This window comes from Flavobacterium sp. 22659 (assembly GCF_052044235.1).
Taxonomy (GTDB): domain Bacteria; phylum Bacteroidota; class Bacteroidia; order Flavobacteriales; family Flavobacteriaceae; genus Flavobacterium; species Flavobacterium johnsoniae.
On sequence record NZ_JBQEMU010000035.1, the window covers coordinates 1 to 26,749 of the forward strand.

The following is a 26,749-nucleotide window of genomic DNA, read 5'->3' on the forward strand; positions in this document are numbered from 1 at the left end:
TTCGGCTTATTAAAATTCCAGAGGAATGAAATATTTATAGAATATCCGATTCCTAGGTAGAGAAAGGCTCCAGCGGAGCGATATATTAATTATCGCAAATCCAAAAAATATTTCGTCCCTCTGGGAATTTTGTAGAAAATGATTTTAATGTTGGGTTTGTCATCCTGAAGAACGAAGGATCACGCTCGTTAATCGGCAAAGATTGTCAATTTAGATTGTGGAGTTACTTACGAAGATTTCTCGTTCCTCGAAATGACAAGATTGTGAAAAAATGCAGATGATCTACAAAGATTGATAATTCTGATTGTGGAATTTCTAGTATTATCTTTCCTTCGTCAGGATGACAAAAACATGAATGCAATCAACTGTATTCAATTTTTTCGTAACATTACAATAAAAAAAAATGAAAACGCTGACTATCCTAAAAACCACAATTACTGTTTTATTTTTCCAGAAGACTTTCTCTCAGGAAACTAAAAAAGAAACCACAGCACCACAATACACAATCGAAAACTGTGTCAATCATTTTGAAATTGATAAAGCCACGAAAACTAAAGCAGGTTACCAATATTGGTTTGGCGACAAAAACTTCACTCAGGAAAACACATTAAAAATGAGCATTGTCGAACCTGGAAAATCGACACACGCGCCGCATCATCATCCCGAAGAAGAATTTTTCTACATCTTAGAAGGCACAGCCGAATTTTACCTTGACGGAAAAACCAAAACCGCCGGTCCAAATACCAGTTTTTACTGTCCGTCGAATATGGAACATGGAATTAAAAATGCTGGGAATACCGATTTGAAATATTTGGTTATTAAAAAGGATTTGAGGTAACATTATCAATCCTTTTTCTATTAACATAAATAATAACAGGATTTCTGCCATCAAGCTCTCTTTTATTGCGTCCATGCAAACCTATTGCTTCCATATCTGGAGTTTTCCAGTTTATTTCTTTTGGATTTACATAGGTATACATTCCGTAGCAATGTCCGGAAACAATCCAGCCTTCTGTCTTTTTTAAGTCGGTGACATCAAAATCTTCAGATGGAGTTTGCACATAAACGGGACCGAATTCTTTCATTAATTTTATGGCTTCATTTTCTATATCGGGAATAGTTTCGGCGTGATCAAAAATTATATACGTTCCGTTTTGGAATAAAACCCAATCCTGACATTTTTCATTTATACTAAGTCTGACTTTATTCAGCAGCTCAGTTTTATCTATTTCATCTGTTTTTTGATTGTCTGCTTTCTTTTTCATAAAAAGAGAATTTAATAGTATTGTTGCTTTGTCATTTCATTGTAATGGGGGATTTTTGATTGTGGTATTATTTATAAAAACACCTTTGGACAAACTGCCAAAGGTGCTTTTTCAATTTATATAGAAGTAAGATTAAGATTCGGTATTGCTTGTATCTTTTTTGCGGTAAACGAGATAAAAAACCTGAGGTAAAACCGTTAATGAAAGAATCATACAGGTTATAAGTCCGCCTACGATCATGATCGCCAGTGGTTTTTGAACTTCAGAACCCATTCCTGTAGATAAAGCGGCAGGTAATAATCCTAAAGAACCCATTAAGGCAATCATAACAATTGGACGAATACGGCTGTGAATTCCTTCTGAAATAGCATCTCGTAAATGCATTCCGGCACGCATATTTTCCTTAATCATTCCGATGAGGACAATACTGTCAATTGCGCTGACTCCAAAAAGGATGATAAATCCAATTCCTGCCGAGATACCGAAAACGGTTCCTGTTACCCAAAGCGATATGAATCCTCCGATAAAGGCATACGGCATGGCACTTACTGCAATCATGGTGTCTTTGAAATTGCCAAAGTTGAAATACAGCAGACATAAAATAAGGATCAATACAACGGGTACAATCATCGCTAATTGTTTAGAAGCTCTTTCTTTACTTTCAAATTCTCCCGCCCATTTCATGACGTTTTCTTTTGGAAGTTTAACTTCGGCAGCTACTTTTTTCTGAGCTTCTTCGATAGTGCTTCCCAAATCTCGTCCTTCAATACTAAAACCTACGGCAATGTAACGGCTGTTTCCTTCGCGGTAAATAAAAGTTGGCCCAGTTTTGTATTCTACAGTTGCAATTTCTTTTAAAGGCACTTTTTTGCCATTCATTGTTGGAATCAGGATGCCTTCGATTTTTTCTTTAGAATCACGGTATTCTTTTTCAAAACGCAGGGTAATGTCAAAGATTTTTTCGTCATCATAAAATTTTGTTGCAGCCTGCCCGCCAATCGTCATTCTGATAACCGCCTGCGCATCGGCAGTTGTTACGGCATAACGCGCCATTTTTTCATCTTCAAGCTGAATTCTCAATTCTGGCAGTCCAATATTTTTATAAACATTAATGTCTTCGATTCCTTTTACGTCTTTAATCGAATTAGCAACTTTTGCAGCCATTTCTTCCATTTGGAAAAGATCGCTTCCGAAAATCTTAATCGCCAGCGGACTTTTTACTCCTGCAACATATTCTTCAACATTATCCTGAATAGGCTGACTGAAACCAAAGGCGATTCCGGGATATACATCGAGTACTTTTTTGATTTCGGCAATCAGTTCTTCTTTGCTTATGTCGTGTTTCCATTCGTCTTTATGTTTTAATTCGATATGGAATTCGATATTAAAAAATCCTGTTGGATCCGTTCCATCATTTGGTCGTCCCGTTTGCGAAAGCACAAATTTTACCTCTTCAAACTTTCGGATCTTGGTTTTCATTTCTTTTGTCAAACGAACCGATTCATCCAAATTAATGCTATTAGGAAGCGTTGCTCTTACATAAATAGCACCTTCATTCAGCTTCGGAATAAATTCTGATCCGTAAAACGCAAATCGTACACAGCAAACTGCCAATAAAGCCAGAAACGAATAAATCGTTAATTTACGGTGCTTGGTACTCCATTTAAAAAGATTGAACAAATTGGTTCTAAAGAAACGCGAAATCATGTTTTCTTTCTCGACAATGTTTTTCGTCAGCATCACTTTACACATTGCAGGCACGTAGGTAAGTGATAAAATCAGCGAACCTAATAAGGCGTAACCTAGAGTAAAGGCCAGGGGAGAGAACATTTTTCCTTCTACTTTCGTAAATGAGAAAATTGGCATTAATGCGACAATCAAAATAATCAGGGCAAAGAAAATATAAGTAGCCACACTGCCCACGCTTTTCTTAATTAATCCCATTTTGCTCATATTGTTAAAGCGTTCCATTCCCACTTTATGAGCTTTCTTTTCTAAAGAAACGAACACATTTTCTACAATAACCAATGTTCCTTCGAGCAGTAATCCGAAATCGAGCGCTCCCATAGAAATCAAGTTCGCAGGAAGTCCCTGAATTCGCAGCATTACAATTGCAAACAAAAACGAAAGCGGAATCACAGTTGCTACAATCAACGAGGTACGCCAATTGTAAAGGAAAACAAACACAATCAATGAAACAAGTAAAACCCCTTCGATTAAGTTTTTGGTTACCGTTTTTACAGTTGTATTGACTAATTCGGTACGGTCGATAAACGGTACGATTTTAACATTATCAGGAAGAACCCTTTCATTCAATTCGTTTAAACGTTCTTTCAGTCTGCCAATAACTTCTCCCGGATTTTCTCCGCGGAGCATTACAACAATTCCTTCTACAACATCATCGTTTCCGTCAAGACCTACTTGTCCTAATCTTGGTTTTGCCGAAATCGAAACTTCGGCTACGTGTTTTACTAAAACTGGCGCTCCGCCTTTGGTTTCGATTAATATATTGCCAATATCTTCGACTTTATTAATTAAGCCGACACCTCGCACAACATACGCCTGATCGCCTCGTTTAATGACGTCTCCGCCCACATTGATATTACTTTTTGAAACAGCTTCATAAACATCTAATGCCGATAAATTGTAATTTTCAAGTTCAGTTGGGTTGATTTTGATTTCGAACATTTTTTCTTCTCCACCAAAACTCACCACATCGGCAACTCCGGGAACAGAAACCAATTCGCGCTCAATAACCCAATCCTGAATAGCTTTGATTTCTTTAATAGGAAGATCACTTTTTACAACGTATCTAAAGATTTCTCCCGTTGCTCCAGACGGCGGATCGATCTCAACATCGGCACCTTCTGGAAGATCCAGTCCGTTAAGACGGTTTGAAGCATATTGCTGTGCGTAGAAATCCTCAACTCCGTCATCAAATAAAACGGTTACTACTGATAATCCAAAAAGGGAAATAGAACGTACTTCTGCCTTTTTTGGAATGGTATTCATTTGTTTGGATATCGGAAGCGTGATGAATTTTTCGACTTCTTCGGCACTTCGTCCAGGCCACTGTGTAATAATTCTGGCCCTTGTATTGGTTACATCGGGAAATGCTTCTATTGGCGTATGAATGTAACTCACAATTCCTGCAGCCAGTAAAATGGCTGTAAAAAAGAATATAATAAGCGAGTTTTTCAAGGAAAAAGCAACCAGACCTTGTACAAATTTTTTCATGTCTTGTATTGTGTTTATCCGTTTTTAAGGATGCTTAGTTTTTTAATCTTTCGTAAATCAGGAGCTGGTTTTTGGTAATTACCTTTTCGCCTTCATTTACACCTTTATCAAAATAAAGCCAGCTGTTGTTTTTTAAAACGGGGTTTATTTCTCTGGTTTCGATTGTGCAATCGTTTTTGTAGATTAAAATATAATCGCGGTTGTTGTCGAAAATAGCTGCTTTTGCAGGAATAGCTGCCAGTTCTTCACCGCCTTTGCTTTTATCGATTGTAATATCGGCTGTCATTCCCGGTTTTAATTTCATGTTTCGGTTGTCCATTACAATTCGTGCTTTTAAAACGTGTTCATCGGCATCAAAAACTTTAGACATCATATTGATTTTTCCTTTAAAAATTTCTCCAGGATAAGCAGGTGTCGTTACATCGACCTGCATGTTTTCGCTGATGTTTTTAAGATTACTGGTATAAACATTTACCAAAACCCAGATTTCTTTTAAATCAGAAATGGTGAACAATGGATCGCTTTCGTTTGTAATCTGCATTCCCGGGCTGATATTTTTATCTACAATAAAACCTTCAGTCGGCGCTTTGATCTGAAAAACAGCTCTTTCACTGCTTGCGCTGAACATTGCCAGATTGGCTCTTACGTTTTCTAAAGAAGATTTTAAAACATCCAGTTCGCTTTGTGCCTGCAATAAGTCTTTTTGAGAAGAAATTCCGTCTTCAAACATTGATTTTGTGGCTTGTAAATTGCGCTGTGCTACCGTTATCTGCGACTGCAATGATTTACTTTCAGACTGCATGCTGTTTAGTTCTGTACTTTTTATCTCTGCCAGAACTTGTCCTTTTTTTACATAATCGCCTAGTGAAAATGTAGTTTTGGTAATAATTCCTTCAACAAGGCTGTTAAACTGAACCACGTGATCGCCGTTGTAAGTAATATTTCCGGTAAGGTTAATAGATTCGCTCACGGCACGTTTCTGTACAGGTTCTATTGTAATTTTTTGTTTTAAATCTTTATCGATGCAGAATTTTTCATCCTGAGCTTTTTTTACTTCTTCTTTCTTGCCGCATCCGTAAACGAGCATTAACCCAAGTATTGGGATTATAAGTTTCTTCATTATCTTTTTGTTTTGAGAAATTGATGTTTTAATTGATTTCCTGCCCCGTGATATAGCGCAGTTCTTCGAGATTTTTATTCAGGTCTTTTTTCGAATTGAGCAATATCGATTTGTTGTCTAAATACGCATCTACAAAATCCAGATATTCGAGCATGCTGGTATTTCTCTGCAGGAAGTTTTTACGATAGCTTTCCAAAAGTTTATCAAGGTCGCCTTCAAAACTGGCATCGGCGCTTTCGTATAATTTTTTGGTGGTGATAAAATCCTGATAAGCCTGTAATACCTCAGATTGTACGCTCAATGTTTTTTCTTCAGTAAGCAGTTTGCCTTGATTGATCGCAATTTTAGCCGCTTTTATATTTCCCTGATTTCGATTGAAAAACGGAAGGTCAAGCGAGAACCCAACACCCACGAAATCGTTCATTAAACTTGCTCCGCGATCGTAACTAATACCCAGCGTTACATCTGGTGTGCGCATGGCTCTTTCGTATTTGTATTTGTTGTCGTTGTATTCGTTTCCGAGTTTCAGGACTTTCATATCAGGACGATTTTCAATTGCTGATTCCATAAGATTCGCCAGATTGATATCTTCGATATTTTTATTAACCGGAACAAAACCTTCGTCAGTCAGTTTGATAAAACTTGTCGCAGGAAGATTCATTAAAACTTTCAGTTCTTTCTGCAATGCATTGTTTTCCTTTTGTAAATCGTTGATTTCCTTTAAATACTGCAATTCAGAAGCTTTTAAACGAACATATTCGCCTTTGCCAATATTTCCCTGTTTTACCTGATTTGCGTAAGCTTTTAGTAAAGTCTGCATCGAAGAAAGCTGTTTTTGGTAAACCGCTTCTTGTGCCTGATTGTATTGCAGATCAGTAAGGTTATCTCTAAATTCGATTTTTAAACTGCGTAAAAAAGTCTTGAAATATTCTTTAGCGATCTCTGCATTTACTTTTTCCATCGCAATCAGTTTTTTGCGTTTTCCCGCTGTCTGAATCAGCTGCTCCAGTTCTGCATTTACCTGCTGTGTTTTTCCGTAATTTCCCCATAACGGAGGCAGTTGTTGTGCGGTAGCATTACTCCAAAGGTTGATTTCACCGACGGTTAAAGTTGGATTGGGCCATAATTTTGCCTGAATGACCTGTGCATCAGCAATGTCGATATTTAGTTTTTCAGAAATAAGAGAAATGTTCTTATCCAGAAACAAAGCCTCGGCCTGATTTCGCGAAAGAACAATTGTATCGGTAATGGCTGTAATCTGGGCCATACTTTTGAGTGATACAATTAAAAACAGAGTTATAAATAAACGTTTCAAATTAAGTAGATTTAATGAAGTGCAAAGCTATCTGCCGCGTATTAAACCGTAATTTGATGTCTGTTAGAAACCAGTAAGAGTTAGATTAGAAAACGATTAGAGTTTAGGAAAAACCAGCGTTACAGTAGTTCCAGCGTCTTTTTTGGAAACAATCGTAAACTCAATATTATTTTGTTTGAAAATGACATTTGCCAACGGAAGTCCAATACCGCTTCCTTTTATATCACTCACATTTTTGCCTCTGTAAAAAGTTTGTTTTATAAATTGCAGGTCTTCTTCGCTAATGCCTTTTCCCTGATCTTCGATTACAATTTTTAACTGCTGATTGTGTTCTGATAAACTGATTTTTATTGGATTTCCTGCTGAATATTTAACCGCATTTTCAATAATATTAAACAACGCAATTTTGATTTCGTTAGAATTTCCTTTTATCGAAAGCAGTTTGTCATTTAGAACTTCTAATGCAATTTGAATCTGGCCTTTTAAGTGGTAACTGGCAGATAATTGATCGTTAATGTCCCAGACCAATTCGTCGACTCTAAAAATCTCGTTGAGTTCCATATTTTCGCGAAGACCGGAAAGCATCATTAAAGTATTCATTGTGTCTTCGATTTGATAGACATTTTCTAATACTTTCTCAGACATTTCTTTGTACTCGGCACTTGATCTGTCTTTTTGTGCAAAAACTTCAAGGTTTCCTGAAATAGCCGTTAAAGGAGTTTTAAACTCATGCGAAACATAATTGATAAAGTTTTTCTGAATGATAAAAGTATCAGAAAGGCGTTTGAACAGGTTATTATAACTTTCTATAAGTTCCTGAATATCATCTTTTGAATTTGGAGAAACAATCTGCCTGTCTAATGAAGTAGCCTGGATTTCGTTTACCTGATTGATAATATTTTTAATAGGAGCATAAGCCAGATTAGAAAGCACCCGGCTGACAATATAAATACTGATTAAACCCGAAACTAAAACCAAAATCATAATGATTAAAAGTCTGTCGGTCATAGTTTTAAAATCGGTATCATTTTTTTTAACGAAAACCACAAAATCTCCCTGATTGTCATGATAATAACTGCCAAAGTAAAAGTGATGCTTGGACTTGAAACTTAATTTTCTGTTTTTTCGAACGTAATCCAGCTTTAACTGATTGATATTGTTATCTAAAGTTTTGTCGCCATACACAATTTGATTTTTCTCATCATAAACACGCGTGATAATTTCGAGTGAATTTTCACGAAATTGCTGGCCAATTATTAAATGCTGGTTTTCTGGTAATTCATCTTTTTCGAGATAAAAAATTCCCGTAAGTAAACAGGTTTTCTGCAATTCGTTGTAAACAATTTTTTCTGAATAACTGTAGAAAGAAAAATAGGTAATAAGCGAAGCAATGACAAACACAACACTGAAAGTCAGAGAAGAAATTAAGGTAAAACGATCACGAATTTTCATACTTATTCTTTTAGCATATAACCAATTCCTTTTATGGTGTGAATGAACTTATGATTGTGTTCGATTTTGTTTCTCAAATACGAAATATACACATCGACAACATTGGTGTTATTGTCGTAGTTAATTCCCCAGACAGCGGTTAAAATCTGAGTTCGCGACATTACTTTGTTTCTGTTTTCTAATAAATACAAAAGCAGTTTGTACTCTCTTGGCGAAAGATCAATCAGTTTATCATTTTCTGTCACTTTATGCTCATCTGGATTAATGGTTAAAGTACCGCAGGTATATAAAGTTTCGGGCTCGTTATAATTGAATTTTGTTCTTCGTGTAAGTGCGTTGACTCTCGAAATGAGTTCTTTAAAATGAAAAGGTTTTACAAGGTAATCATCGGCACCAGAATCTAAGGCTGTGACTTTATCATCGGTATTACTCAATGCGCTGAGCATTAAAATAGGAGTATGAATCTTTTTAAAACGCATTAATTTCACAAGCTGAATACCGTCGATTCCCGGAAGCATGATATCCATCAAAATAATATCCCAGGTATTTTCTTGTACAAGGTCGCGTGCCATCTCTCCGGTTTCGGCCAGATGCACGGTAAAGTTGTTTTCTTCTAAACCTTTTATAATAAATTCGCTGATGCGTTTATCATCTTCAATGAGTAAAACATTCATAGATGCTATGTTAAGTGTTGCTGTTTAGATAAAAGCTGATATGCTTAAATCCAATAATCTAATAAAGTGCTTTTGAAAAGATTATCAAAAATAACATTTATTTTTTTAACCCTATAAGAACAGATAAGTGATTGAAGATTTTTAAGGTATTTTTAAAGTAGGTTGTCATTTCGACCGAAGGGAGAAATCTTCGCAAGCAGCTCTACAAAGATTGGTAGTGAATAGATTTGATAAGAATTCCGCAGGAATGAAATATTTATAGATTCATAAAACATACCGTACCATAAGCTCCAGCGGAGCGATATATTGTTGATAATATTTCACCCACTGGGGCTCTTTTTGAATAGAATGAATTGTTCTATAAATATTTTGCCCCTCTGGGACTTTTTCTTAAACTTTCTTGCTATAAAATAATAATCGCAATTGACCACAATCTTATATAATTTCAGTTTAATTTTTAATAAAAATTTGATTTTCAATTAATTAACTTTTATTAAAGAAAGCTTTAACAGGAACTGTTTCTGCTGGCTGTTTGAAATAACTAATTTTAACTTAAATCAAAATTAATAACATTTTAAACATTTAAAATCATGAAAAAGAATATAGCAATATTAGCAACAAACGGTTTTGAAGAATCAGAATTAGCATCGCCTAAAGCCTATCTGGAAGAGCAAGGCTGGAATGCAGATATCGTCAGTTTGAAATCTGGAACTATCAAATCTTGGAAAGACGGAAATTGGAGCAAAGAATATAATGTTGATGTCGTATTAGATCAGGCAAATGAAGCAGATTACGATGCTTTGGTTCTGCCAGGAGGAGTTATAAATCCTGATTTATTAAGAAGAGAAGAAGCTGCAGTAAATTTTGTACGTTCCTTTTTTGAAAGTAAAAAACCGGTAGCCGCTATTTGTCACGGACCTCAAATTCTGGTAGATGCCGATGTTTTAGAAGGTCGAAAAGTAACTTCGTTCTTTTCTGTTAAAAACGATTTGAAAAATGCCGGAGCACAATGGGAAGATTCAGAAGTTGTCGTAGACAATGGATTAGTGACCAGCCGAAACCCAAATGATTTACCCGCTTTTAATAAAAAAATGGTGGAAGAAATTAAAGAAGGAATACACGAACGCCAGAGAGTCTAAAAAAGAATTTTCTATTTAGATTTATCAAATTATAGAAAAATGCAGGATCATATTTTGGTTCTGCATTTTTTTGTGGTTTTTAAATCTGCTAATAAAGTTCCGGAGGAATGAAATATTTATAGATTCAAAAAATGTACCGACCAAAAGCTCCAGCGGAGCGGCATATTGTAAATAAGATTTCACCCCGCTGGGGTTCTTTTAAAATGGGGAAATTATTTTCTATAAATATTTCGTCCCGCTGGGACTTTCTCAAGACAATTCATATAATTTTAAAAATGATTATTTCTAATAACGATTTTATACATTTGGCATATTGTAAAGGCGATAAATACAGAAGTAGTATTGAAAGAAAAATCTTTCTTTTTTTTTAAAAGTTTTCTTATATTTGAAGTTCTTAAATCTTCACATTAAGACCACATAAAATTTGCCCTCGTGCTATGTAGTAAAGCTCCGAAAGGACTTTGACGCCGTGAAGAAGCGTAAGACTGCTAAGGTATGAGGGTTTTTTCTTAAATTCTTCACTTTATGAAAACAAACACCCTTTCCAAAGAAGCCGAAACAAGGCTGATTGATTTTTTTAACCATATTATAGATCCCGAAGATATGGCTAAAATATTAAGACAAGTAAACTGCATTTTAGCGCTCGCCGTAATGCGACAACACGACACCCTCCAAATAGGACTATCAAATTTTGAAGACAATTATTATTGGCTCAATGAATTGGCGGAGATTTTGAATCCTTATTTGAGTGAGGAGTAGAGATTATTAAAATGAGAAAACCTCGATTTTTTTAAGATCGAGGTTTTGTTTTTCGCGTTTATGTTCATGAGCGAAATATTTACTAAATAAGATAAAAGAATAGGTATTTGTACGTAGTTTATTTGATAGCGTTTTTAATACATTTGAAATATTACATTAATATTTATTATTATATCATTATGGTAGCAGATTTTTTAAAAGATTATGGAGAACTTATATCTATAACATTAATTCCATTTATTTTATGGTTCATTGGTATTAAATTTCAAGATAGAAAATCTAAGCAAGATGCTAAGCTGAAATTGTTTCTCTCATTAATGGCTAACAGAAAGGCTACGCCAACTAGAGAATGGGCAGATTCTTTAAATCTAATTGATATTATTTTTCAAGATGATAAAAAAGTACGAAATGCTTGGTTAGATTATTTTAATAGTTTGCATCCTAAATCTCCCCACTCTGGAAAATCAAATGCTTTTCTATTGGATTTATTGTCTGAGATTGCAAATAATCTAAATTATAAAAATTTAAAGCAGACTGAAATTGATCGATTTTATTCTCCTCAACATTTTGGAAATATTGAAAGTACTCAAGACATTCTTCTAAAGGAACAAATTCGTGTTTTGATGCGTTCAAAAGCTTATGGAGTAGAGATGACCGAAGATGAATATCAAGAAAATTTAGACAAGGTTTTTAATTCGCCTACTTCATAAAATAATTAGATCATATTTTGCAAAATTTTAAATTAAATTTATATAACAGATTTATTTGTATGAAATTTCATGCAATTTAATTGTTTTATCTAAAAAAAAATAACTGATTTGTTAAAAGATATGGAAATAAAAATTCTTAAGTACACAATTCATTTTATAAAAAAAGAATTTCAAAAAATTGATGCCCAACTTGATTTATCACAAGAAGTAATGATGGAGGATGAGTTTTCGGTAGCATTAATAACTTTAATTCATAAATCTATTACAGAAAGCTCTTCATTAAAAAACACACATTTTAAGGATAATGAAAGTAATCTTTTTACTAATAGTTTAAATGATTATTTAGCAACTGATGAAAATGATGAGTTTTATAAATTTTCTGAAAGTTTAAGTGATCTGAAGGATAAGATAGAAAAAGTGCCGTTTGCAACTGGAGGGTATTATTTATTTGTGGACTACACAGTTGACGAAAAGAGATATATTACTGTGGTTTTGTTAAGACAAAAGGCAGGAATAAATATTTCAAAAATCTCTGGAACTTATAAATTAATAACTGCTGACAATATTAATATTGATAAAATAGCAATGGCATGTAGGGTTAATCTTCAAATCCTTTCAGAAACAGAAGATGATAGAAACTATTTAGCATTAATAACAACTCAACAAGATGGAGTGGTTTCTAAATATTTTAGGGAATGGGTTTTAGCAGCAGGCTATATTAAAAATGATAAAAATACTTCAAATTTAGTTTCAATTATTAAATCTATAGATTTGCCTACCGATGAGTTAGGCAAACCTCGATATCATAATCAAAATGATTTTCAAAAAGCAGTTTACGAATATGCAAAATCCAAAGCTAATAAAACTGTCAATCTTATAGAGATGGGTAAACATTTTTACGGTGAGCAGAATGAAATGATTTTTTTAGAATATGCTGCAAAACATTCAATTATTTTAGATACAGAATTTGTAAGACACCCTGCAAAGTGGAAAACTCTTGTAACAATAAGAGCAAAAGTTGAGGGTGTGGAAATAAATGTTGATTATAGTAAAATTAATAAGGATTACGTTGTTTTAGAGGATAATCGAATAATAATAAATTCTCAGCCTTTAGTTAATCAGATAAAGAAACAATACTCCTTGCTAGATGATAAGTAATTATTCAAATATTATTGAAAACTTTCAAATATTTTTTGATGAAAATGTAATCGTAGAAACCATTTCATTTGATGGGAGAACCTTAGCTTTTAAGGTCAATAATCATATTGATAAGGCTACAATTCTTCAGATAATTAATAGTGTATTTAGTAAAAGTAATGCCTTATTAGATAATAAATATGAAATCATTCTAAGTTCATGTTTACTTAAGGATACCTTTATTTTTTACGATTTAGATGATTTTTGCAATAATTATTCTAGGTATAGAGATAATTTTGATGAATCATTAATACTAATTTTAAAGAGAAGTGGAGCTTCAATTTTAAAAAACAATCAGGAAATATTTACTCAAGAAAATGCTATAATTTTTAATTTATATATATATCAAAAACTTCTAGATTTTTTAAAAGCGAATCCATTGTTTACAACATTCTTGAATGAATCAAATAATCAGTTTATAATTATAAGCAAAGACAATGGAGTATTTCATATTGGTTATAAAAACAAAGAAGATCGTGTAGGAGATTTAGATGATCTGAAACCTATTTTTGAGGATTTAAAAGTTTTATTTGAAAAGAAAGAGTTTATACAATTTTTTAAAGAAATTATAACCAATATAGGTATTCATGAAAAAGATATTCATGATCGTTTTTTTGAAATTATTAAAAGTTTAAAATTGCTTTTGAGTCTGGCTGAAAAAGATTATGAAAATTATGTTTTAGATTTTGCTTTTGATAAAATTAAATCGAAATTTAAAGAAGAAAGAAATAAATACTTTGAAAGTTTAGAGAAAAATATCGACGCAGTTAGTAAACAAGTTTTTGCATTTCCATTAACTTTTAGTGCAACAGTATTTGCTAGTTATCAAGTAAAAGAAAAACCATGGATTTTGGGATTGATAATTTTAGCCTATTTATTATACACAATAATTGCTTTTTATATTTTATCAATTGTAGAATATAATATTTTTTGTCTTAAAGGAGACGTTAAAAAAGAAGAAAATGAAATTAAGAATGCATATAATAAAATATATTCCGATTTTAAATTAGATTTTGAAAAAATCTGGAAGAAAATTAAAAAGCTTAACTGTCTGATAAATATTCTCAAAACTATTCTTGTCATTTTACTTCTTAGTTTTATTGTTTTTTCAAGCATTCAGGTATTAAACCCCCAAAAAGATAAGAATGTTCAAAATATAAATATTCCGACTCAGAATATTCATTTATATATTAATCGTTATAAATCTAAAAAATCAGTAGATTCTACAAAAATAAGTTTGCCTCAGGGAAAACCAGAGATTAAAAAAGATTCTATCAAAAGGAATTAAATTAAAAAAAAACAGTCCCTCCAAAAAGAGGAACTGTCCTAAGGCAAATTAAATTTGCACTCCTAAGAATGCGTACAGTAATTGGTAATCTACTAAAAAGAAGACTAAACGCAGGTTATTCGTTTATGACATCGCCTTCCTTAGTTTCTTCGCTGGCAATTTTTACCAGTTTATCGTTTGGAGTCAAATCGCCGAAAATTTCGATTTTATCTTCGATTTCTCTTCCTTTTTTAATGTCAACTCTTGTCGCTTTGTGGTTTACAACTTTTACAACATATAAACCTTCAGCAGAATTCACAACTGCAGATTTTGGCACTACAAATGTGCTGTCTTTTGCGTTAAGAGGTAGCAGCACTTCGGCAACCATACCAGGTAATAAATTTCCTTTTGTGTTATGAACGTCCATTTCGACTCTTTCAGAACGTAATTTTAAATCTAAAGCGCCAGACATTCTGGTAATTTTAGCTGTAAAAGTTTCTGGTAACGATTTTACATTAAAACTCATTTCGTCGCCTGGGTGTAAATATCCTGTGTACAATTCTGGAACAGAAACCGCTAAACGTAATTTGCTTTGCTCCTGAATCGTTAATAAAGGCAAATCAGATCCTTTTCCTGCCGGGCCAACAAATGTTCCTAAATTGACATTTCTAGCTGCTACAACACCATCAAAAGGAGCACGAATTTCTAAGTAACCTCTCATAATCGAGATTTCTTTATGCGCTGCAATTGCTGCCTGATATTGTGCGTAATCAGAATTCTTTTTTCCGCTTGCCATTTCTAAATCGTTTTTAGAAATCGTTCCTTCAACTTTGCTTGTTTCATACAAACGGTTGTAAGTACTTTTGCTGGTTGCGTAAATCGCTTCCATAGATTTTAGTCTAGATTCGGCAGCAGCCAATTGCGAACTGATTTCTGGTGCTTCTAACACAATTAAAAGCTGTCCTTTTTTTACTTTCGTACCAATATCAACTTTTAAGGTTTTTACGAAACTGCTCACTTTTGCATATAAATCAACTTGTTGAAAACCGGTTAATTCGGCAGGTAAACGCAATTCTGTTGTTAGTTTTTCTTTCGTTAAAGCGAAAGTTTCTACTTTAGGTTCGATTTCTGCTTTCGCAGTTTCTTCTTTTTTCTTTTCACAGCTTAGTACAACTAAAGCTGTAAATAGTATCGCTGTAGATTTTATAATGTTATTTTTCATTTTTTGGTTTTATATATGTTTTATAAGTATTCAGAAAGTATAAAAGTTTATAGAAGTATTTCGCGACGATCGTAACTTTCGACTTTTGACTTTCGACTTTCAACTTTATTACTTTCCAACTTTCGACTTACTTATTGATGAAATATAATGAATACTTTCTTCATCTTCAGGATCTAATGAAACAGATTGTGTCGATGTTTTTTCTTGTGCCCACGCAAATATCTGCGGCAGGATTAATAATACGGCAAAAGTAGAAAATAATAAGCCGCCAATAACCGCTCTTCCTAACGGAGAAACCTGATCGCCTCCTTCGCCGTGACCAATTGCCATTGGTAACATTCCCGCAATCATCGCAACAGATGTCATGATAATTGGACGAAGACGCAATGCAGCAGCTTCTCTCGCAGATTCTAAGGCATTTCCATTTACTTTTCGAAGCTGTTCGGCATTCGTGACCAAAAGTACGGCGTTTGCAATAGAAACCCCAACCGACATGATGATTCCCATATACGATTGTAAATTTAATGTAGAACCTGTAATAGTAAGCATTAATAATGCTCCTAAAACTACCGCAGGAACCGTTGTTAAGATTACCAGCGAAACTTTGAACGACTGGAAATTAGCGGCCAACATTAAGAAGATTACGAAAACGGCAACCAATAATCCTGTTTGTAAACTGCTTAATGTTTCGGTCAATACAGTACTTAGTCCAATTGGTGTAATAAACAAACCACGAGGCAATTCGCCTAATGAACTAATTGTTTTGCTTACATCTTTTGATGCCGTACCTAAATCGGTTTGGTAGATGTTTGCTGTAACGGTAATGTATGGCATGGCCCCTAAATTGTCATTTTCACCGCTTACAAATCCCGGTGTAATTTTGGCAACGTCACTTAAAACTGGACGAAGCGAATTTTTTAATACCGGAATTTCTCCAATATCGGTTTTGCTTTTCATTTTATTTAATGGCACCTGAACCTGAACAGAATATGATAATCCTGCTTTTTCGTCTACCCAGTTATTTTTTTCTGTATAACGAGAAGATGAGGTTGAAGCCACCAATGAACGTGAAATATCATTCATATCAACTCCCAATTCGGCAGCACGAGTTCTGTCAATATCAATATTCATGGCTGGATAATGAATTGGCTGACCAATTTGTACGTCTCTGAAATACGAAATCGCTTTTAGTTTGTCTACAATTTGAGTCGCGTATAATTCATTTCGTTTTTTGTCTTTTCCGGCAACTCGAATCTCAATTGGAGTAGGAGAACCCTGGCTTAAAACTTTATCTGTCAATTCAATTGGCTCAAAAGAAAGTTTAGTATCAGGAAGCACTTTTTTAAGTCTTGCTCTAAACTCATCTTTAAAATCGTCCATATCTTCGTGATAGTCTTTTAAACTCACTTGGAAAACGGCTTCGTGAGAACCTGCCATGAAAAGATAAATTGGGTTGATTGAGAATAGAGAAGGGTGCTGGCCGACATATACAGATGAAATTCCGATATGATCTTTACCCACCATTTTTTCCAATTCTTTTAAAACAACTCTGGCTTGTTCTTCTGTTCTCTCTAAACGCGTTCCATCAACAGCGCGCATTCTCAACTGAAACTGACTTGAATTGGTTCTAGGGAAAACGTCTTTTCCAATTAAACTAATAAATACTACAGCGAGAATAATAGAACCTGTTAAATAAACAATTGTTGTAATTTTTTTATGAACAAACAAACGATCTAAAGTTCGCATGAAACGAATTTTGAAACGTTCGAAAGCACTAATTTTTCCGTTGTTATTGGTGTCTTCTCTTTCTACATAACCCTTTTTCTGAGTGATTAGGTTTTGCTCAGATTCTGGAGTTATACCGCTGTCATTAAATTCAGCTTCATCATCTGTAATTTCTGGTCCGTGTGCATGTTTTTCATGAGCTTTCATCATCCAGTTGGCCATTACAGGAACAAAAGTCTGCGAAAGCAAGAATGAAATAACCATTGAGAATCCAATTGCTAAAGCCAGAGGAAGGAACAATGCTCCCGGAATACCAACCATTGTAAATGCAGGTGCAAATACGGCCAGAATACAAAGTAAGATCAATAATTTAGGTAAAGCAATCTCCTGACAGGCATCCCAAATAGCGAGTGCTTTTGGTTTTCCCATGTCGAGATGCTGGTGAATATTTTCGATCGTTACCGTACTTTCATCCACCAAAATACCAATTGCAAGAGCTAATCCTGATAATGACATTAAGTTGATCGTCTGCCCGAATAATTTCAGGAATAAAACCCCGGAAATAATCGAAATTGGAATCGTCATAATTACGATTAAAGCAGCACGACGGTCACCCAGGAATAATAAAACCATTAATCCCGTTAAGACCGCACCAATAATTCCCTCAGTAATCAAACTTTTTACGGAGTTGATTACATAAACTGACTGGTCAAATTCGTATGATAATTTTACATCTTCAGGAAGTGTGCTTTGAATTTTAGGCAGTTCTGATTTTAATTTCTGAACTACATCCCAAGTCGAAGCATCTCCTGCTTTTGCAATACTAATGTAAACCGAACGTTTTCCGTTTACCAAAGCATAACCTGCTGTAATGTCGGCACCGTCTTTTACAGACGCAACATCGCCTAATTTTAAGTTTTGAACACCGCCTTTGAATAACGGAATCTGCTCAAAATCTTTAATTTCTTTAATCGTATTGTTAGTTGGCGTAATATAGTTTTTGTCGCCCATACGCACGTTTCCAGAAGGAGCCGTTTGGTTGTTCAAACGAATCGCTTCTACAATTTGGTCTGGCGTCATATTATGAGAACGCAGTAAATCCGGATCAACGTTTACCTCAATTGTTCTTGGACTTCCTCCAAAAGGAGCCGGAGATAATAAACCAGGAATCGAAGTAAACGAAGCACGAACATAAACGTTGGCTAAATCCTGTAATTCGTTGTTTGAACGTATTTTACTGCTCAAAACCAATTGACCAATTGGAAGTGAAGAGGCATCAAAACGAATGATAAACGGAGGCTGCGTTCCCGGAGGGAATACTGCCTGGATTCTGTTTGAAAGTGCACTTAACTCGGCAGCAGCCTGAGCCATGTTCGTTCCTTCATAATAGGTTAACTTCATAATCATTAACCCCTGAATGTTTTTGGTTTCTACAGATTTGATACCGTTCGAGAAAGGTAAAACGTTTACGTAGTTTTTGGCAAAATAAGCCTCCATCTGGTCTGGCGTGTAACCTCCAAATGGGTGCGCGATATAGATAACCGGCAAATTCATTTTTGGTAAAATATCTACCTTAATGTCTTTGATGGCACCAATTCCGAAGAAAAATAGACCCGCAACCAATACTAAAATGGAAATGGGTTTGCGGAGTGCAAAACGTATTAAATTCATTACGATTTATAATTAAAATTCATTTATAAATAAGTCAAAATTTCCTGTTGCAGCGACTTTTAATAAGTACGACTGCCACACGTTATTATTGACAATATCTCGATCGATTTCAGCGCGATTTAAAACGTACATTGTTTGTGTTAAATCGGTTAGATCAGTTAAACCGTTTTTGTATAAAGTCGATTTTTGTATGTAAGCTCTTTTAGCCGCTTCAACCTGAATTGGTGCTTCGGCATAATTTTCCAAAGTAATTTTGATTTTATCTTCGGCAAAATTCAACTGCGATTTCAATTCTCTGTCTGCCTGATTGTATTCTTCCTGCATGGCCTGAGAAACAAATTTCTGAGCGCTTACTTGTTTGCTGGATCTAAAAGGCGTAGTTAAATTCCAGGTAATTCCAACTCCAATTAAGTAGTTAGTACGATCCGGATTTACACCATCCCAGTAGTTTCTCGTAAAAGCATTTTGATTGGTTGCATACGAAGAATCAAATCCCGAAGCTCTGGTTTGTAAAACCCCAAAAGCACTCATTGTAGGATAATAAAATCTCTTATACAATTTAACCTGCTGGTTGCTGTAATCGATTTTCGTTTTATAGAATTGTAATAAGGGGTGAAGACTGTCTCCTGCGGTTTCTTTGGTAACTAATTCTTTTGGAATCTGAGTTACAAAAAGAGTATCAGCAACAAAATCCTGAGGTGCAACTCCCATTAAATCGACTAATTTGTTGTTTTGTTCCTTAACGAAATTTTTGGCAAGGTTTAAAGCAATTTTAGCTTTCGAAACTTCTGCAGTTGCCAAAGTCGAATCGACTCCTGCCAATAATCCGTTTTTAACTCTCGCTGCAGCTGTCTTTTTAAAAACTTCTGCGCGGTCTAAATTCTTTTGCTGGGAAATCAGTAATCTTTGGCTTGCTAACAGATTTAAATAGGCAGCCGAAATTTTGATTTCCTGCTGAAATTTTTCCTGTTGTAAATCTTTTTCTTTAGCCAGAACATCAATTTTAGATAAATTGATTTTTTCCTGTGTTTTTCCAAAAGTGAAAAAATCCCAGTTCATGTTGACTAGATAAAGTGCGCCAAAAGCCGAATTCCAGTTTTGTTCCGGAAGTGGTAACCCGGAAGAAGCAACTCCGAGACCTCCAAAACCATACAATGGCCCGTTTTGTCCGTTTACAGTTCCGTAATCCTGCTGTGCCGATAAGTTAAGATTCGGCAGGTAATCACGGCGAGACTGTTTTAAAGTCTCCTTTGATGCATTGGTGTAATTGTTTTTTGCTTTGATAGAACCGTAATTCTCAAGCCCGGTTTTTATTGCTTCTTTTAAAGACAGGGTTTGACAATAACTGGCTGAGGCAAAAATCAAGAAAAATAAAATGGTAATTTTTTTGAAGTACATAAACTCAAGTGTGAAATTATAGAACAAATTTATTTGTCTTGTGCTGATAAAAGTCATGATAAGTGATGTGCTGCACTAATAAATGACCAATTCAATTGGTCATTTATTGGAAAAAATAATTAAATATTTGTCCGTACTTTGTACTCTATTTAAGTTTTAAAAATGAGCAGAAAATTTGATAACATACTGGATAATAAGTGGTGGCAGGAAATTGCCGTCGTCGCGTTTTCCTTTACCATATACACATTAAAAAACGACTGGATGTTATTTAGTTCTTTAACTTCCGTTTTAATGGGCATTTTTTTCTACTTCATTCTTTACATGCACGCCCAGTTTAATCGTTTTTTTCTTCTTCCCATTTTATTTAAAACCCGCCGTCCGGCAACTTATATATTCTTAACCATTTTTGGAGTTCTTGTTTTCTCGATTGTTTTGTATGAGATTACCATGCTCGATATGTTCAGTAACTGCCATTTGTATCAAAATTCGCATCAGCGAAGTTATGTCTATCAATTGGCGAGCGTTTTAGGAACTTTGGTTTGTATTTTAAGCCCTATTATTGTTTTTAAATTCTACAGAATTCACAGAAAACGTACGGAAGAAGCTTTGCTTTTCAACCAAATGCAGCTGAATTCTTTAAAAGGACAGTTGAATCCGCATTTTTTATTTAATACCTTTAATACGCTTTACGGAATTAGTTTAGAATTCCCGGACAGAACACCGGATTTAATCATGAAGGTTTCGCAGTTAATGCGTTATCAGCTGGAAAGCAACAGCAAACAATGCGTATCTTTAGAAGATGAATTAGAATTCATTAACAGTTACGTTCAGCTTGAAAAAGAGCGTGTCGGCTATCGATGCGATATAACTTTTGATTATAAAATAGACAATCAAAATGCGTATAAAATTTCGCCGATGCTTTTAATTGCTTTTATTGAAAATGCTTTTAAACACGGAACCTGCGCTATAGAAAAATGTTTTGTCCAAATTTTTATTACGGTTCAGGAAGGACAGCTTCATCTTCATGTTGTAAATTCAATTCCAAAGAAAACCGATGCCGTGGTTTCAACTAAAATTGGTTTAAAAAATACAATCGAAAGATTGAATTTAATTTTTGGAAAGAATTATAATCTGGATATTCAGGATAATAAAAATACTTATATTGTTGATTTGAAACTGCAATTGAAAAGATTTGCTAATGAGAGATCCTAAAAAATGCATAATTGTAGATGATGAGCCTGCTGCGCATTATGTTTTAGCTAATTATATAAAACAAAATCCAAAGTTAGAGTTGGTTTTTCAGGGCTATAACGGCATTGAAGCAATGGATTATCTTAGAGAAAATAAAGTCGATTTGATGTTTCTGGATATTAATATGCCTGAGATTTCTGGAATGGAATTGTTAAAAATTATTCCCAATCATCCTAAAACAATCCTAACAACGGCTTATTCTGAATTTGCCCTTGAAAGTTATGATTACGGTGTAATTGATTATTTATTAAAACCAATTTATTTTCCGAGGTTTCTAAAAGCTATTGATCGTTTCTTTTCGACGGAAACTACAAAAGCGAAAGAAGAAGAAATTGCCATAAATACGGTTAATGTAAAAGTTGACGGTTATTTTATCGAAATAGAATTAGACCAGCTTTTGTTTGCACAGAGTTTTGGAAATTATGTGAAACTGCATACTACAAAACGCACTTATCTGGCATCTATAACCACAACTGAGTTAGAAAAATGCCTTCCGGAGAAGAATTTTATGCGTATTCATAAATCTTATATAGTGGCTCTGGATAAAATTGAAGCGACTGAAAAAGATTTTGTTGTTATTAAAAATGAAAAACTGCCTATTGGAATAACCTATAAAAGGGAATTAACCGACAGGTTAAAAAAGTAATATTATTTTTAATAAAAAATATTTGAAATTTATTTTAAAAGTAATACTTTTAGTATAAGGTTTTCGATTTTTCAATTTAAATATTCAGGTCATGAAAAACGTATTCTTACTTATAGTTTTATTATGGAGCGGGTTTATTATCGGACAAAATAATGTTGTAACACCGCCAGAAAAAGTGAGGTTTACATTTGAAAAAGAATATCCTAATAAAGTTCCCGTATGGTCTGTAAGATATGTTGGAGATGACGACGACGAAATTAGGTACGAAGCCAAATTTAATACCGATAAAAATACTAAAGCTCTTGCGGTTTATGACAATTTAGGAGTTTTAAAGGCATACGAATTACAAATTCCGTTAAGTCAGCTTCCTGTTAAAGCACAGACTTATTTGAAGAAAAATTATCCTGCCAAAGCCATAAAAGAAGTTTCGGTTGTAGTAGATGATAAAAATCAAACCACTTATGAAGTAGGAGTAGAAAAAGATTCAAAATTCTATGATGTTGTTTTTGATAAAAACGGCGGATTTGATGTCTCAATTCAAAAAGACTAAACAAAGAATACTTACTAATTCAATTATATTTGAAACGGCAAACCCGATAAGTTTTTTAAAGCTTATCGGGTTTTGTTCTTTTTTAGAATTATGAATTATGAGTTATAAGTTATAAGTTATGGTGATGAACTATAAACAATAAACCATCAACAATAAACCATCAACAATAAACCATCAACCATAAACTAACAACCATAAACCATAAACCATAAACCATAAACCATAAACCACAAACCACAAACCATTCATTAAAGCATCATTCCTCCAGAAGCTTCAATTCTTTGTGCGTTTATCCAGCGAGCCTCTTCGGTACATAAAAAGGCAACAACACCGCCAATATCATCTGGTAAACCAACTCTTCCAAGAGCGGTTACAGAAGCAATCTGCTGGTTCATCTGCTCATTGTCGCGAACGACTCCGCCTCCAAAATCTGTTTCGATAGCACCCGGAGCCACTACATTAACTCTGATTTTTCTTGCTCCAAGTTCTTTTGCCTGATATTTAGTTAAAGTTTCAATGGCACCTTTCATAGAAGCATAAGCAGCATAACCCGGAAATGAGAATCTGGCTAAACCTGTAGAAATATTTACGATTCCGCCGCCATCATTCATTACGTTTAAACCTTTTTGAGTTAAGAAAAACGGACCTTTAAACTGAATGTTAGTTAATTGATCAAATTCAGCTTCAGTTGTTCCAATGAAAGAATTGTGAATTCCAATTCCGGCATTGTTGATTAAAAAGTCAAATTTGTCTGTTTTAAAAGTGTTTTTTAAAGTTGATTCTACTTCTTTGTAGAAAGCATCAAAAGTTCCAGATTCAGCAACATTTAATTGAAGTGCAGCCGCTTTTTGACCTAAACCTTCAATTTCTTTTACTACTAAATCAGCTTCTTCTTTTTTACTGTTGTACGTGATAATTACGTCGATACCTTTTTTTGCAATCGCAATTGCCATATTTTTTCCTAAACCTCTGCTTCCGCCTGTAACCAGAGCTGTTTTTGTATTTACTGCCATATTTATTTAATTGTGAATTGTGAGTTGTTAATTGTGAATTATTTGTTGTTGTTTTTCTGTCAGTCTGAGCGAAGTCGAAGACCTTTACGATATGATTATTTTTAAACACATAGAAACATAGATTTTATTTTGATTTGAAAAGATTGTAAAAAGAAACTAGTTTCTAACACATAGCAATGTGAGATTTAGATAAATTAAGTTTCTTTTTAGCTGCATTTCTATGTTTGTTTTAATAAATGAAATGCCTTTTATACGTTTACAATAGCTATGTTTCTATGTGTTTAAAATTAATTTCAGTTATCGTGTAATGCGTTAAATGACGCTTTTAATTCTGGAACGCTTGCATTTAATCTCGTTTCGCTGGTTCCAAAAGTAAGTTCTTGTCTTCCTTCTTTCAACTGTTCAAAAATTGATTCTATAAAACTGCTTACGCTTGGATGTGCGTCGTGAAGACCAATTCCACCCAAATCTGTGTTTAATGCCGGCGGAATAATTTCGACTACTTCGATGTTTTTTTCTTTTAATAAGTGACGTAGTGAAAGTGTAAACGATCTAAAAAACGCTTTTGTAGCTGAATAAACCGGAACTTTTGCAAAAGGTGAAAATGCTAATCCAGAAGTTACATTCATTACCGTTTTTAGAGATTGTAACTGAATAAATAATGAAGTTAAATGCAGTGGAGCTTCAATGTTGGTTGTCAGCTCATTTTTCATGTTTGCATAAAAATCAGCATCAGTAATCGACATCCAGTTTTGAATTCCGGCATTGTTGATTAATACGTTTAAATCAGGATGATTTGCTGCAATCCATTCATAAAGTGCAGTGCGGTCTTCTTCTTTAGAAAGGTCGCATACTTTTGTAATTACTGAAGGGAATTTTGCTTTAACGTCATTTAAAACTGATTCTCTTCTGCCGCAAATAATCACGGTATTGTTTTCCTGAATAAATCGTTCGGTAAGTCCAAGTCCGATACCGCTTGCACCTCCCGTAATTAAAATTTTGTTGTTTGATAAATTCATCTTTTCGATCTTTTAATTTGATTAGACAAAGGTAGGAGCGAAGCAGATTTGGGGAATTGTAAATATCAAACCGATGTTTGCGAAATTCAAATCACAAGTGATAAATTCAAATTTTTAGAAGTTTCAAATTCCAAGCTTCAGGTTTAACCGCAAAGAACGCTAGGTATTACGCAAGGTTCGCAAAGTTTTTTACGTAAAGCTTTGCGAACTTTATGTTTATATAACATAAAGCTTAGAAAAAACCTTGCGCTCTTTGCGGTTAAAACACACAAAGAATATCAACTTGAAACTTGAAACAAAATTTAAGCTCTAAAAGCCAGTGGCGTGTAAGAAGTTTGTTTTTTAAAGAAGTTTGAAAAATGTGCTAATTCTTCAAAACCAAGTGAATAGGCGATTTCAGAAATATTCCAGTCTGTCTGCTTTAAAAGTATTTTAGCTTCGTTTGTTAATCTTGTGCTGATTAATTCGGTTGTGGTTTTTCCGGTGTTTTCTTTTAAGACTTTATTTAAATGATTGACGTGAACTGATAATCGTTCTGCAAAATCTTTCGCAGTTCTTAGTTCTAAACGCTGATTTGGTGATTCTATAGGAAATTGTCTTTCTAATAATTCGGCAAATAAAGACGAAACTCTTGCTGCAGAATTGTGTTTAGAATAAAGTGCTGTTATGGGTTGCAATTTTTGTCCGAAATGAATTAGTTCAGCGACATAATTTCGGATTAAATCGTATTTATAAATATAATCAGAATTGATTTCTTTTTGTATCTTTTTGAAAATCAAAGTAACTTCTTCCACTTCTTCATCAGATAACTGAAAAATTGGATAACCGTCTGAAGCAAAAATTGGAAGTTCGTCTAAATCAATACCGCTTTTACTTTTAGATAAAAACTCACTTGTAAATACACAAAACTGTCCGCCTTGATTGGTATCCTGCGGTAAATAATTGTAGGGAATTTTTGGAGTTGCAAATAACAATCCCTGTTTTTCAATGTCGATTATTTTATCAGCATATTCGGCTCTGTTTTTCCCTCTAATCAAACTTATTTTGTAATAAGCTCTTCTGTCATAAGGCATTCCAGGTTTCCCTTTCATACGTTCCAGAAGTTCTTTAATATCAAAAACATTAAAATGACCAATCTCTTTTTGAATGTCGTTTGGTAATAGGGAAGTAGGCTCTACTGTTGAACCTTCGGTAATATCCTGGTAAAATGAATCTAGGGATTTCATAATTCGTGAATTGTAAAATTCAAATATACGAAATTTTTTGGCTCGCAGATTTTACCGATTTAAACTGATTTGCATGGTCATTGCGAGGAACGAAGCAATCTCATTTTGCTGAATGAGTTTGTGATTTTTGTTATTGCTTCGTTCCTCGCAATGACATACTTTGCGGTTAAAAAAGGCTTCCCTGAACAAACTCAGGTTCTGGATTACTTCCAAATTTAAAAGAATCAATTACAAAAAACTGTTTTATTATGGGATCAAATTCTCTTAAAACAATTTCATTGCATTCAAATTGAAGATCAATTGTAGTAAAAAGTTCAGAAGCAATTTTAAGGTTTTCAGGAGTTAATTTTCGTCCAATTGACAGATGCGGATTATCACTTTTATGCTTTAAAGACTTTAAAGTTTCATGAATCTTTTTCATTATTGGCACGAAATGATTTTTTGAATCTTCATTTACACCAATAAAAAAAGCACCTGCATTTGGAAAAGAATCAAAATGATCTAAATTTACTTGAAAAGGTGTAAAAGTATCTGAAATTTTAGCAAGCTTTTGTTTGATGGAATCAAGCTTTGATTCATCAATTTTAAATTCACAAATCGTAATGTGTGCTTCAGAATTACAGCTGTTGTACCATTTAATTTTGCTTCTTAAAAAGTCTTTCAATTTTTTAACAGGCTCAACCAATGTTTTAGAATAAAATACAACCGAATATGTTTTCTCCATTTTTAGGATTTTGAATTACACAAATTTAAAATTTAAATTGTGCTTTCAGCGACGCATAAAAATAATCTTGATCTATGGACGGATTAAAATCCATCCCTACAAGATGTACCGAACCTACGGTTCTTTATCATTAAAATTTAAATTGTGCCGTCAATGCTGCATAAAAATA

22 protein-coding genes are annotated in these 26,749 nt (G+C 34.0%); 9 read left to right on the forward strand and 13 right to left on the reverse strand.

The window, feature by feature from the left end; all coding sequences use genetic code 11:
• Positions 1–403 precede the first annotated feature (403 nt).
• The gene (locus ACTJIW_RS23190) at positions 404–838 is read left to right on the forward strand and encodes a cupin domain-containing protein (protein WP_440715714.1); all 435 of its coding nucleotides are present in this window, start codon (positions 404–406) and stop codon (positions 836–838) included.
• Here ACTJIW_RS23190 and ACTJIW_RS23195 read toward each other — a convergent pair.
• The 6 genes from ACTJIW_RS23195 to ACTJIW_RS23220 form a co-directional block, all read right to left on the reverse strand.
• Positions 819–1,265, reverse strand: a complete 447-nt coding sequence (locus tag ACTJIW_RS23195; protein ID WP_440715713.1) for a hypothetical protein — start codon at positions 1,263–1,265, stop codon at positions 819–821. The genes ACTJIW_RS23190 and ACTJIW_RS23195 overlap by 20 nt on opposite strands.
• A gap of 132 nt (positions 1,266–1,397) precedes the next feature.
• Positions 1,398–4,502 carry an efflux RND transporter permease subunit gene (locus ACTJIW_RS23200; RefSeq protein WP_440715712.1) on the reverse strand — a complete coding sequence of 1,035 codons (3,105 nt, stop codon included), beginning with the start codon at positions 4,500–4,502 and terminating at the stop codon, positions 1,398–1,400.
• 34 nt (positions 4,503–4,536) lie between these two features.
• Positions 4,537–5,622 (reverse strand): efflux RND transporter periplasmic adaptor subunit, encoded by a 1,086-nt coding sequence (locus ACTJIW_RS23205; RefSeq protein ID WP_440715711.1) that lies wholly within the window; start codon positions 5,620–5,622, stop codon positions 4,537–4,539.
• A gap of 28 nt (positions 5,623–5,650) precedes the next feature.
• Positions 5,651–6,889 (reverse strand): TolC family protein, encoded by a 1,239-nt coding sequence (locus ACTJIW_RS23210; protein ID WP_440715710.1) that lies wholly within the window; start codon positions 6,887–6,889, stop codon positions 5,651–5,653.
• A gap of 144 nt (positions 6,890–7,033) precedes the next feature.
• A complete protein-coding gene (locus tag ACTJIW_RS23215; RefSeq protein WP_440715709.1) occupies positions 7,034–8,389 on the reverse strand; it encodes a sensor histidine kinase in 1,356 nt (451 codons plus the stop codon).
• Between the two features lie 2 nt (positions 8,390–8,391).
• Entirely contained in the window at positions 8,392–9,063 is a 672-nt protein-coding gene (locus tag ACTJIW_RS23220) for a response regulator transcription factor (protein WP_073410013.1), read from the reverse strand.
• Positions 9,064–9,653: 590 nt separating this feature from the next.
• Here ACTJIW_RS23220 and ACTJIW_RS23225 point away from each other — a divergent pair.
• The 5 genes from ACTJIW_RS23225 to ACTJIW_RS23245 all read left to right on the forward strand — a co-directional run bounded on the left by ACTJIW_RS23225 (position 9,654) and on the right by ACTJIW_RS23245 (position 14,156).
• The gene (locus ACTJIW_RS23225) at positions 9,654–10,202 is read left to right on the forward strand and encodes a type 1 glutamine amidotransferase domain-containing protein (RefSeq protein WP_121360702.1); all 549 of its coding nucleotides are present in this window, start codon (positions 9,654–9,656) and stop codon (positions 10,200–10,202) included.
• 525 nt (positions 10,203–10,727) lie between these two features.
• On the forward strand, positions 10,728–10,961 hold the full coding sequence (locus tag ACTJIW_RS23230; protein ID WP_012026263.1) for a hypothetical protein: 234 nt from the start codon (positions 10,728–10,730) through the stop codon (positions 10,959–10,961).
• A 179-nt stretch (positions 10,962–11,140) separates the two neighbouring features.
• Positions 11,141–11,671, forward strand: a complete 531-nt coding sequence (locus ACTJIW_RS23235) for a DUF6680 family protein (RefSeq protein ID WP_173964556.1) — start codon at positions 11,141–11,143, stop codon at positions 11,669–11,671.
• Between the two features lie 120 nt (positions 11,672–11,791).
• A complete protein-coding gene (locus ACTJIW_RS23240; RefSeq protein WP_433812483.1) occupies positions 11,792–12,829 on the forward strand; it encodes a nucleoid-associated protein in 1,038 nt (345 codons plus the stop codon).
• The gene (locus tag ACTJIW_RS23245; RefSeq protein WP_433812481.1) at positions 12,819–14,156 is read left to right on the forward strand and encodes a hypothetical protein; all 1,338 of its coding nucleotides are present in this window, start codon (positions 12,819–12,821) and stop codon (positions 14,154–14,156) included. Before ACTJIW_RS23240 ends, ACTJIW_RS23245 begins: the two co-directional genes overlap by 11 nt.
• Before the next feature lie 115 nt (positions 14,157–14,271).
• Here the strand turns inward: ACTJIW_RS23245 and ACTJIW_RS23250 are convergent, their stop codons facing one another.
• The 3 genes from ACTJIW_RS23250 to ACTJIW_RS23260 all read right to left on the reverse strand — a co-directional run bounded on the left by ACTJIW_RS23250 (position 14,272) and on the right by ACTJIW_RS23260 (position 20,151).
• The gene (locus tag ACTJIW_RS23250; protein WP_440715708.1) at positions 14,272–15,357 is read right to left on the reverse strand and encodes an efflux RND transporter periplasmic adaptor subunit; all 1,086 of its coding nucleotides are present in this window, start codon (positions 15,355–15,357) and stop codon (positions 14,272–14,274) included.
• Positions 15,358–15,465: 108 nt separating this feature from the next.
• A complete protein-coding gene (locus tag ACTJIW_RS23255) occupies positions 15,466–18,753 on the reverse strand; it encodes an efflux RND transporter permease subunit (RefSeq protein WP_440715707.1) in 3,288 nt (1,095 codons plus the stop codon).
• Between the two features lie 12 nt (positions 18,754–18,765).
• Positions 18,766–20,151 carry a TolC family protein gene (locus ACTJIW_RS23260; RefSeq protein WP_121360709.1) on the reverse strand — a complete coding sequence of 462 codons (1,386 nt, stop codon included), beginning with the start codon at positions 20,149–20,151 and terminating at the stop codon, positions 18,766–18,768.
• 162 nt (positions 20,152–20,313) lie between these two features.
• Between ACTJIW_RS23260 and ACTJIW_RS23265 the strand changes: the two genes are divergently transcribed.
• The 3 genes from ACTJIW_RS23265 to ACTJIW_RS23275 all read left to right on the forward strand — a co-directional run bounded on the left by ACTJIW_RS23265 (position 20,314) and on the right by ACTJIW_RS23275 (position 22,598).
• Positions 20,314–21,363 (forward strand): sensor histidine kinase, encoded by a 1,050-nt coding sequence (locus tag ACTJIW_RS23265; protein ID WP_274250593.1) that lies wholly within the window; start codon positions 20,314–20,316, stop codon positions 21,361–21,363.
• Positions 21,350–22,048, forward strand: coding sequence for a LytR/AlgR family response regulator transcription factor (locus tag ACTJIW_RS23270; RefSeq protein WP_012026256.1), 699 nt, complete (start codon positions 21,350–21,352; stop codon positions 22,046–22,048). Before ACTJIW_RS23265 ends, ACTJIW_RS23270 begins: the two co-directional genes overlap by 14 nt.
• Before the next feature lie 91 nt (positions 22,049–22,139).
• A complete protein-coding gene (locus ACTJIW_RS23275) occupies positions 22,140–22,598 on the forward strand; it encodes a hypothetical protein (protein ID WP_440715706.1) in 459 nt (152 codons plus the stop codon).
• Positions 22,599–22,846: 248 nt separating this feature from the next.
• Here the strand turns inward: ACTJIW_RS23275 and ACTJIW_RS23280 are convergent, their stop codons facing one another.
• From ACTJIW_RS23280 to ACTJIW_RS23295, 4 genes are all read right to left on the reverse strand, one after another.
• Positions 22,847–23,611 (reverse strand): SDR family oxidoreductase, encoded by a 765-nt coding sequence (locus ACTJIW_RS23280; protein ID WP_440715705.1) that lies wholly within the window; start codon positions 23,609–23,611, stop codon positions 22,847–22,849.
• 293 nt (positions 23,612–23,904) lie between these two features.
• Complete coding sequence (locus ACTJIW_RS23285) at positions 23,905–24,630, reverse strand: SDR family oxidoreductase (RefSeq protein ID WP_440715704.1); 726 nt, start codon at positions 24,628–24,630, stop codon at positions 23,905–23,907.
• 302 nt (positions 24,631–24,932) lie between these two features.
• Positions 24,933–25,856: a helix-turn-helix domain-containing protein gene (locus tag ACTJIW_RS23290; protein ID WP_440715703.1), complete on the reverse strand. Its 924-nt coding sequence runs from the start codon at positions 25,854–25,856 to the stop codon at positions 24,933–24,935.
• Positions 25,857–26,022: 166 nt separating this feature from the next.
• Positions 26,023–26,580 (reverse strand): 2'-5' RNA ligase family protein, encoded by a 558-nt coding sequence (locus ACTJIW_RS23295; protein WP_440715702.1) that lies wholly within the window; start codon positions 26,578–26,580, stop codon positions 26,023–26,025.
• Positions 26,581–26,749 lie beyond the last annotated feature (169 nt).